This is a genomic window from Kitasatospora sp. NPDC056651 (genome assembly GCF_042792155.1).
Classification (GTDB): Bacteria; Actinomycetota; Actinomycetes; order Streptomycetales; family Streptomycetaceae; genus Kitasatospora.
The window spans coordinates 1-8099 of record NZ_JBHTWX010000182.1; the positions used below are offsets into that span (position 1 = coordinate 1).

An 8099-nucleotide genomic window follows, 5' to 3' on the forward strand; every position below is an offset into this window, starting at 1 on the left:
CGCCGGCACACCCGGACACGCCACAACGGCACCATCGGCCAGCACAGAGATCAACTGACTGTCCATCCGCCACTACCTGCGGATTCGGGTCTGAGCCGGGCGGGTCCGCCGGACCGCCGGCCACCCGGCTCGGCGACGCCGACCACCGGCCGTTCGTCGTCGAGCGGGACCACGCCCTCCCGCCGGCCGAGCACGGCGTCCTGATCACGGAGTACCGATCAGCGAGGCCTGATCGCGGAGTCCTGAGACCACCCCTCCCGGGCCGTACCGGCCCCCGGAACCGGAACCGGAACCGCCCGACCGTCCCCTCGGTCGGGCGGTTCCGCTCCGTCCGCACCGGTCTCCGTCCGCACCGGCCTCCGGTCACCCCGGGAAGCCGACCGTCCGGCGTCCCTCGCGGCCGGCTACGCCTGCGCTTCGAAGAGCCAGCCGTCGAGGGGCACCCGGCAGGAGTTGACGATGCCGGCGACCATCCCGTACGTCCCGACCAGCGCCAGGAGTTCCAGCAGCTCCGGCGCCGAGTAGCGGCCGGACAGCGCCTGCCAGGTCGCCGGGGCGAGCGCGTGCCCGTCGTGCAGCTCGTCGACGGCCCGCAGCAGCGTGCGATCGGCCTCCGTCCAGTCGGGGTGGTCCGGGCCGTCCGGAACGCGGGCGATCTCGGGTTCGGTCATCCCGGCCGCGACGGCGAGGCGGGCGTGGTGCTCCCACTCGTACGCCGAGCCGGTGCGGTGCGCCGTGCGCAGGATGGTCAGTTCGCGTTCGCGGAAGGGCAGCAGGCCCTGGTTGAGCTGGGCCAGCAGCGGCACCAGGGCGACCAGCAGGTCGGGGTGGTGCCCGATGGTGGCCAGGACGTTGAGCACCGGGCGCCCCGCCAGCGGGCCCGCGCCACCGGCGACCAGCCCGGCCGCGGGGCCCTCCAGCCGTCCGGCGAGGGCGGCGAGCTCGGTGGCGGACCGCGGGGCCAGGCGGGGGGCCAGACTGGGGGCCAGGCGCGCGTCCTCGGCGGTGAACTCCTCCATCCCGACCAGCAGTTCCTGCTCCCCCGGGGTTCCGTCGCCGTTCAGCTCGCGGTACACGGCACCGATGTTGAGCAGCAGCCGCTCGCGGTCGATCCAGTCCTCGAAGCCGTCCAGGTCCATCTCCCGCGCGGCCCGCAGCACCGGGACACCCGCCCGGTGGGAGCGCGTGGCGTGGTCGCGGACCCGCTCCAGGTAGCCGCGGAAGGTGCGGACTTCGCCCTTGCCGACGACCGGGCCGTGCCCGGGCACGATCGTCTCGACGTCCTCCAGGCCGAGGATCAGGTCGCAGGCGGCGATCCAGCGCTCCACCGGGCCGCTGTGGATCACCGGGTGGCCGCCGATGAACAGGATGTCCCCGGCGAACAGCACGCCCGCGTCGGGCACGTGGACCAGGACGTCACCGTGGGTGTGGGCAGGGCCGACCTCGATCAGCCGGACGGTGCGCCGCCCGACGGGGACCTCCAGTTCGCCGCTGAAGGTCCGGTCCGGCAGGGTGGGCGCGATGCCGGTGAAGTCGAAGACCTCGCGCATCTCCCGGACGACGCGCGGGAGCGGCACGTCCCCCGGCGCGGCGAGGAGTTCGTGGAGCCGGTCGCGCCTCATGTCGATCGCGGCGGCCTCGGAGGCGATGATCGTGGCGCCGGACAGCAGCTGGTTGCCCCACCAGTGGTCGCCGTCGCTGTGGCTGTTGACCAGGGTGTCGATGGTGACGCCGGGCAGGGCGCTCGCGACGGCGTCGAGCAGTTCCCGGGTCTGCGGCACGGTGAACAGGGTGTCGACGAGCAGCGCCTCGTCGCCGGAGACGATCAACCCGGCGTTGCTGAGCCCCCAGGAGCCGTTCGGCTGGAGGTAGGCATAGGTGTCGGCGGCGATTTCGCGCAGGCCGAGGGTGTACGGGACGACCATGGCTCGGTCTCCTCGCTAGGCGGACTGGATGCCTTAGGTGTACGCCAGTTCATCTATGGATTCAAGTATACTTTTCTCGTGACCCTGACGAACCGACACGACCAGCGCCGTACCGCCACTCGGGAACGGCTGCTCACAGCAGCACTCCAACTGTTCGCCACCCAGGGATACGCGGCCACCACCTACGACCACATCGCCGAACGCGCCAACGTGGGACGCCAGACGGCGTTCAACCACTTCCGCCGCAAGGAGGACTTCGTCACCGCCTGGGCCCACCAGCGGCACGAGGCCCTGGACCGGCAGGGGGACCCGCGCGCGTCGGCCATCGAGTCGCTCGCCGGCGCCCTGCACGCCCTCGCGCGCCTCAACGAGCGGGAGTACGCGCTGGCCAGGGAGCTGCACGACAGCGGAGTGCTGCACACCGCCTTCGCCCTGGGCACCACGGCACCCCAGGCGTTCATCGCCGCCGCGATCAGGGGGCACGAACGAGGCGAGATCCGGCTGGAGTTGAACCCCTGCGCCGTGGCGGACCTGGTGTTCGACAGCTACATCACGGCCCTGAGCCGCTGGCTCGCCGCCGACGCGCGCTACCCGCTCGCCGACGCCCTGCTCGCCAGGCTCGACATCCTCGCCGGCGGCTTCACGGCGTGAGGAACGGGCGCGGGCCCCGCCCGGCAGGCGGGGCCCGCGTGCGCATTCACGGTCGGACGCGCCTGACCTCGCGGACGAGCGCGAGGAGGTTGATCAAAGTGCTGGCCGGAACGTTGCCGAGGGAGACGAGGATCTGGCCGTTGAGGATGGTCTCGCCCGGCTTGGCGGATGGCCAGAGGAGGCCCAACTCATGGCTTTCGGCGCGGAGTTCCGCGAGGAGATCGGTCAGATCCCGGCTACTGAGGCGCAGGATCGCGGGATCGCGCGGCTGGATGGGGCGGATGGCGCTCACGCGACGCAGTCCAGCTCGAACCAGACCCGCTTCCCGAGCTTCTGCGGCTCGACATCCCAGCGGTGCATGAGGCCCTCGACGAGCTGGAGGCCACGCCCCGATTCGGCGTGAAGGTTGAGACTCTGACACTTCGGCAGCTCAGGACTGCGGTCCGCGACGGTCACGCGGAGGATCTTGTCGGAGTAGACGATGGTGACGACGGGCGAGGGCGTCATCCCGTGCCGCCAGGCGTTCACCACCAGCTCGATCAGGGCGAGTTCGGCATCCCCGATGGAGGCGGGCGCATACCCGGCGCGCAACATCGCGTCGCGCAACACCTCACGGGACACGGTGAGGGAGGGGGAGTTGAGGTGGGGGTTACACATGGGGAGTCTCCCAGCGGTGTGATGGAAGCGCACCGGAACTGCCCACGGTGCGCAGCGTGTTAACACTTTAACGATGCCCGCCAAAGATTTCAACACGCTCCGCTCATGCCCCTACACTCTGCGTAGGATGTCGCCTGCAAGGAGGACAACGACCCATGGGTTTCAGGAATGGGATCAACGAGCGTCAGCGCCGCCTTGGCGAGGAACTTCGCCGAGTTCGCGATGCTGCCGGCCTCTCAGCTGCGGAGGTCGGAGCAGCCCTGGGCGTCAAGGGTCCGAACGTCAGCCACATCGAAGCTGGCAGGATCGGCCTCACACTTGAGCGCCTGGAGACCTGGCTCAACCTCTGCGAGGTAACTGACCCGGAGTTCCGAGCCTGTCTCACCTCCATGAGTGAGAGCTCAGGCAAGGGATGGTGGACCTCCTTCAAGCACGACGTGATCCCACGTGCCCTTGATCTGGCCGAAGCGGAGTCCGGCGCGACAGGGTTGGACAGCTACGAAACCCTGCTCATCCCCGGGCTGTTGCAGACCAAGGCCTACAGCGATGTCATCCACGGCTACAACGACAGGAAGGTCGAGTTCCGCCATCAGCGCCAAAAGGTGCTGACCGGCGAAAACGCCCCAGTTCTCCGCGCAGTGATCCATGAGGCAGCCCTGCACATGATGTACGGAGGGCCGGGCGTCATGCGGGACCAGCTGAACCATCTGGTCGAGATGAGCCGGCTCCCGAACGTCACGATCCAGATCCTCCCGTTCGACTGCCCGACCTATGCGTGGAACGACACGCCATTCATGCTCATTCGATCGCCACACCACCGGCTTCACACGGTTCTGCTCGAACAGCCCCACGGCGGCACCTTCGTTGGAGAACCCGAGCTGGTGGCAAGGTATGACCAGCGGTTCGACCGCCTCAGGGGCATGGCCCTGTCGCCCCTGTGTGTTTCCACGCCCGCGCCGTCCACCACCTATCGTGACTCGCTGGGCTTGATTCAGCACATCCGATACAAGGTCCAAGGACGGTGACCATGCGCCAGCTCAACTGGCAGAAGTCGAGTTTCAGCGGCGAGGAGGCCAACTGCGTCGAAATCGCATCCGCCGACGAACTGGTCCACATCCGCGAGTCCGACGACCCCACCCACGTCGTCACCACCACCCGCCCCACCCTCCGCGCCTGGATCCGTGCCGCCAAGGCCGGCGACTTCGACCACTTCGCGGTCTGACCGGTGCGCGGGGCGCGCGATCACCTCACCCGCCCCGCGAGCCGCACCACCACCCTGCACCAGTGGCTCCGCTAGCTAAAGCGCCGCCATGCCCACTCGGACACGCCGCTCAACCGGACGGCGGCCTTGCCGGGGTCACCGGTCCGCGTGGGCTGATCCACCTCGAAGTCGTAACCGGTCAGTCCGCTCTCCTCCTCGACGATGCGAGCGATGCGGTAGGCCAGCTCCATCACCTCCAACGCCGCCGCCCCCGAGTGGCGGTAAGCGACCTCGATGCTGGCCGTGTCCCCGTAGTAGTCGAGCTGCACACGCCCCGGCGGCCCGACCGTCTCAAGGGTCAGGCTGTACAAGTACTCCTCGGACTCAACAGCTCCGACGTCCCGCGAGACCCGGTCCAGGATCCGCTCCCACTCGGCCCGTTGCCCGTCGGTGAGCCGAAGCAGCGGCATCTCGGCGTCAGGATCAAAACCGGCGTTGAGGCGATCCAGCGTCTCCTGAACCGTGAGTCCAGGCTCCACCCGCACCAGCATGATGTCGTAGGTCACCAGGCGAATCTACGAAACCCCCAGCGCGAACTCCACGCCTGCCTCCACCACTCCGAGGCCGGCCACTTCGACCACCTCACGTCCCACCCTCGGTCCTTCGTGTCCCGGTGGTTGTCTCGCGCCCCCTAGCGTCGTTGGCGGGTAGGGAGTTACCCGACCCGAAAGAAGCCGGCATGACCAAGCAGACGCGACTGACGCGCCTCACCGGCAAGTTCAACGGCCCGAACTGCGATGACGACGACTGTCCGAACGTGTACGCGACCGACCGGGACACGGTCGTGGTCCAGGGCGACCACTTCCCCACTCTGAAGGTTGGTTCCGGAGAGTTCGCCGTCGAGATCCCCCAGCATGTCCTCAAGGAGGCCGCCCGTGCTCTTGGACGGTGAGCAGTGGCGCGCCCACTTCGACGGCTACCAGCGTGAAGCCTTCCGGTTCGAGGCACAGCCCACCTATACGATGCCCAAGGAATCCGAAAGCCTGGCCCGCTTCCTGCGCGGAGACCCGAAGCCGGCCGAGCACAACGCGGCGTGGCACCGTCGGGTGCGCGGCTTCGTGTCCTCCGGGCGCGTGATCGGTCGTGTCCGTGTGGTGCGTCGCCCCCTCACCGACTACCAGCAGTACCAGTTCGCCTGGGGAATCCCCGGCAACATCGCGGCGGGAGAGGACATTCGGGTCCTCGACCTCACCGAACTGGACCTCGGGATCCCGGACCAGGACTGGTGGCTGTTCGACGATTCCTCCGCGGTTCACCTGAACTTCCGGCCTGATGGAACCCAGATCAACCGGGAACTGGTCACTGGCGACATGGGCCGGCACCAGGAATGGAAGAGCCTCGCCCTGGCCCATTCCGTGCCGTATCCCGAGTACCTGAAAGAGCTCGGGTGACGCTCGACCCGGATCAGCTCGGCAGATCGAAGTCGGATCTCGCCGAAACCCTGAAGAATCTCCGCCTGGAAGCCAGCCTCACGGGAGACCGGCTTTCGGTGCGTTGCGGCATCTCCCAGAGCAAGATCAGCAAGATCGAGACCGGGAAGCTGACGCCCAGCCTCGTTGACGTGGAGCGCATCCTGAGGGCACTCGGCGCTCCGACTGCCGTCGCCCACGAGGTGTGCTCACTGGCTCGAACAGCGAACACCGAATGGCAGGACAAACGGGCTTCATGGCGCCGGGGCATCGAGAAACGTCAGGCCGAACTGGCGGCGCTGGAAGCGGACGCGACCGAGCTTCGCTACTTCCTGCCCGCGATGATCACAGGCCTCCTGGCCACGCCCGAGTACATCAGGGCCAGCCTGGAGCACTCCCCCGGCGACAGGACCCTTGTCATGAGTCGCAAGCTGGAGCGCCAATCGGTGCTCTACGACGGGTCGAAGGCCTTCACCTTTCTGCTCACGGAACAGGCCGTGACGTGGGCGCTGCTTCCGCCGCAAGCCATGGCCGTCCAGATCGACCGCCTCTCCTCACTCACCCACTTGTCGACAGTGCGCATCGGAGTCATCCCACACGGAACACGATCCTCTCGCGGCCCGATGAACACATTCACCGTGTACGACGATCGCCTCGTCACCATGGAGTCGTTCACCGGGCGCATCGTCTTCCGGGACCCCCGGGGCATCCAGCGCCACCGCGAGATCTACTCGCTGTTCGAACAGTCCGCCCTCTTCGACGAGGAAGCCCGGGAGCAACTCGGCAAGTGGTCAGCGCTGTACCGCCGGTGATGTCGATCTCCGACAGCACGCATCGGGCCCGTACGCGGGGAGTCCGGGGCCACGGAATACGCATGTGCAATCGAACCCTGCACGATCGCCGGTATCCGACCAGGCGTCGCTGCGGCTCCGGTACGGGCAGACCATGGATCATGTGGCGGAGCCCGCCGACAGCCGAGGAGAAGGACGAATCCGAGCATGCCCACCGCACCCGTGATCCTGAGCGGCACCCCCGGCACCTTCGCCCGGGACGTCTTCCACGAGCGGCATCCGAAGCTCGTCCGGCAGGTGCTCGACGCACTCCCGTACGGGCCCACCCAGCGGGCCGCGATCGAGAACCTCCTCGCCGAGAGCACCAGCGGCGTGCTGGAGCCGCTCGACGAGGACGCCCCCGACCACCAGCAGTGGCTGGAGTGGGGTCAGGGCCTGTTCGGACGGCCGTGGGGAGAGGCGCCGTTCCTGTGGGCCGAGAGCTACTTCTACCGCAGGCTGCTCGAAGCCACCGGCTACTTCCGTCCCGGGGCCTGGCAGGGCATCGACCCGTTCGCCCCCTTCAAGGACGCCGAACTCGCCGGCCCGGCCGTCGATGCCGAACTGGCGGCCCTCGGCGACCTGCCCGCCCTGTCCACCGAGAAACGGGGCGAAGTCCTCCTGTCCTCGGCGCTCTGGGGCAACCGGGCGGACCTCAGCTTCCGGATCACCGCCTCCACCGACGACGCCCCGCTCCCCGCCCTGGTCGCCGACGACAGCCCGCTCCTGTGGTCCACCCTCACCACCGCCCGCGACCCGAAGGTCTACGTCATCGCGGACAACGCCGGCCGGGAACTCCTGCCCGACCTCGTCCTGATCGACCACCTCCTCGCGAGCGGGCTCGCCGCCGAGGTCGTCCTCTACGTCAAGCCCTCCCCCTACTACGTCTCGGACGCGACCACCGCCGACGTCCTCGCGACCGTCCACCGACTCCACCGCGCCCCGACCCGGGAAGCCGAACTGATCGGCCGACGCCTCTGGCAGGCCATGAACCACGGCACCCTCGTGGTCCGCACCCACCCGTTCTTCTGCGCCCCACTGCCGTTCCACGACATGCCCGCCGACCTCAGGAACGAACTCGCCGACGCCACCCTGACGATCACCAAGGGCGACCTCAACTACCGCCGCCTCGTCGGGGACCGACTCTGGGACGCCACCACCCCGTTCGCCGAGCGGGCCGGCCACTTCCCGTCCCCGGTCGCGGCCCTGCGCACGCTGAAATCCGACGTCGTCGTCGGCCTGGACACACCCGTGCTCGCCGGACTGGACGCCACCGGGGAACCGTGGCGGACCAGCGGCAGGTTCGGCCTGATCCAGGTCCACGCCCAGGCGTAGTGCCCGCGCGAGAAGTCGGCCCAGCCGACTT

The 8099-nt window shown here is 68.6% G+C and carries 11 protein-coding genes; 7 read left to right on the forward strand and 4 right to left on the reverse strand.

What is annotated here, in order from left to right:
* Positions 1–404 precede the first annotated feature (404 nt).
* A complete protein-coding gene (locus tag ACFRAR_RS37395; RefSeq protein ID WP_380704684.1) occupies positions 405–1925 on the reverse strand; it encodes an MBL fold metallo-hydrolase in 1521 nt (506 codons plus the stop codon).
* A 78-nt stretch (positions 1926–2003) separates the two neighbouring features.
* On the opposite strand from ACFRAR_RS37395, the gene ACFRAR_RS37400 reads away from it, so the two are divergent.
* Positions 2004–2576 carry a TetR/AcrR family transcriptional regulator gene (locus ACFRAR_RS37400; RefSeq protein ID WP_380704686.1) on the forward strand — a complete coding sequence of 191 codons (573 nt, stop codon included), beginning with the start codon at positions 2004–2006 and terminating at the stop codon, positions 2574–2576.
* Between the two features lie 46 nt (positions 2577–2622).
* Here the strand turns inward: ACFRAR_RS37400 and ACFRAR_RS37405 are convergent, their stop codons facing one another.
* Complete coding sequence (locus ACFRAR_RS37405; RefSeq protein WP_380704688.1) at positions 2623–2868, reverse strand: hypothetical protein; 246 nt, start codon at positions 2866–2868, stop codon at positions 2623–2625.
* On the reverse strand, positions 2865–3233 hold the full coding sequence (locus tag ACFRAR_RS37410; RefSeq protein WP_380704690.1) for an ATP-binding protein: 369 nt from the start codon (positions 3231–3233) through the stop codon (positions 2865–2867). The genes ACFRAR_RS37405 and ACFRAR_RS37410 overlap by 4 nt, the downstream gene beginning before the upstream one ends.
* A gap of 155 nt (positions 3234–3388) precedes the next feature.
* Here ACFRAR_RS37410 and ACFRAR_RS37415 point away from each other — a divergent pair, with 155 nt between their 5' ends.
* Positions 3389–4258, forward strand: a complete 870-nt coding sequence (locus ACFRAR_RS37415; RefSeq protein WP_380704692.1) for a helix-turn-helix domain-containing protein — start codon at positions 3389–3391, stop codon at positions 4256–4258.
* Between the two features lie 2 nt (positions 4259–4260).
* A complete protein-coding gene (locus ACFRAR_RS37420; RefSeq protein ID WP_380704694.1) occupies positions 4261–4455 on the forward strand; it encodes a DUF397 domain-containing protein in 195 nt (64 codons plus the stop codon).
* Between the two features lie 71 nt (positions 4456–4526).
* On the opposite strand, the gene ACFRAR_RS37425 is transcribed toward ACFRAR_RS37420, so the two are convergent.
* Positions 4527–5000, reverse strand: coding sequence for a hypothetical protein (locus ACFRAR_RS37425; protein WP_380704696.1), 474 nt, complete (start codon positions 4998–5000; stop codon positions 4527–4529).
* 173 nt (positions 5001–5173) lie between these two features.
* Here ACFRAR_RS37425 and ACFRAR_RS37430 point away from each other — a divergent pair, with 173 nt between their 5' ends.
* The 4 genes from ACFRAR_RS37430 to ACFRAR_RS37445 all read left to right on the forward strand — a co-directional run bounded on the left by ACFRAR_RS37430 (position 5174) and on the right by ACFRAR_RS37445 (position 8068).
* Positions 5174–5386, forward strand: coding sequence for a hypothetical protein (locus ACFRAR_RS37430; RefSeq protein WP_380704698.1), 213 nt, complete (start codon positions 5174–5176; stop codon positions 5384–5386).
* Positions 5370–5885 carry a DUF6879 family protein gene (locus ACFRAR_RS37435; RefSeq protein ID WP_380704700.1) on the forward strand — a complete coding sequence of 172 codons (516 nt, stop codon included), beginning with the start codon at positions 5370–5372 and terminating at the stop codon, positions 5883–5885. The genes ACFRAR_RS37430 and ACFRAR_RS37435 overlap by 17 nt, the downstream gene beginning before the upstream one ends.
* Positions 5882–6715, forward strand: coding sequence for a Scr1 family TA system antitoxin-like transcriptional regulator (locus ACFRAR_RS37440; protein ID WP_380704702.1), 834 nt, complete (start codon positions 5882–5884; stop codon positions 6713–6715). The genes ACFRAR_RS37435 and ACFRAR_RS37440 overlap by 4 nt, the downstream gene beginning before the upstream one ends.
* A 186-nt stretch (positions 6716–6901) precedes the next feature.
* Positions 6902–8068, forward strand: a complete 1167-nt coding sequence (locus ACFRAR_RS37445) for a damage-control phosphatase ARMT1 family protein (RefSeq protein ID WP_380704704.1) — start codon at positions 6902–6904, stop codon at positions 8066–8068.
* Positions 8069–8099 lie beyond the last annotated feature (31 nt).

Bases quoted from the DNA above. Each gene is read 5' to 3' on its own strand.
- ACFRAR_RS37395 (WP_380704684.1), bottom strand. From the start codon at position 1,925: ATGGTCGTCCCGTACACCCTCGGCCTGCGCGAAATCGCCGCCGACACC.
- ACFRAR_RS37410 (WP_380704690.1), bottom strand. From the start codon at position 3,233: ATGTGTAACCCCCACCTCAACTCCCCCTCCCTCACCGTGTCCCGTGAG.
- ACFRAR_RS37415 (WP_380704692.1), top strand. From the start codon at position 3,389: ATGGGTTTCAGGAATGGGATCAACGAGCGTCAGCGCCGCCTTGGCGAG.
- ACFRAR_RS37420 (WP_380704694.1), top strand. From the start codon at position 4,261: ATGCGCCAGCTCAACTGGCAGAAGTCGAGTTTCAGCGGCGAGGAGGCC.
- ACFRAR_RS37430 (WP_380704698.1), top strand. From the start codon at position 5,174: ATGACCAAGCAGACGCGACTGACGCGCCTCACCGGCAAGTTCAACGGC.
- ACFRAR_RS37445 (WP_380704704.1), top strand. From the start codon at position 6,902: ATGCCCACCGCACCCGTGATCCTGAGCGGCACCCCCGGCACCTTCGCC.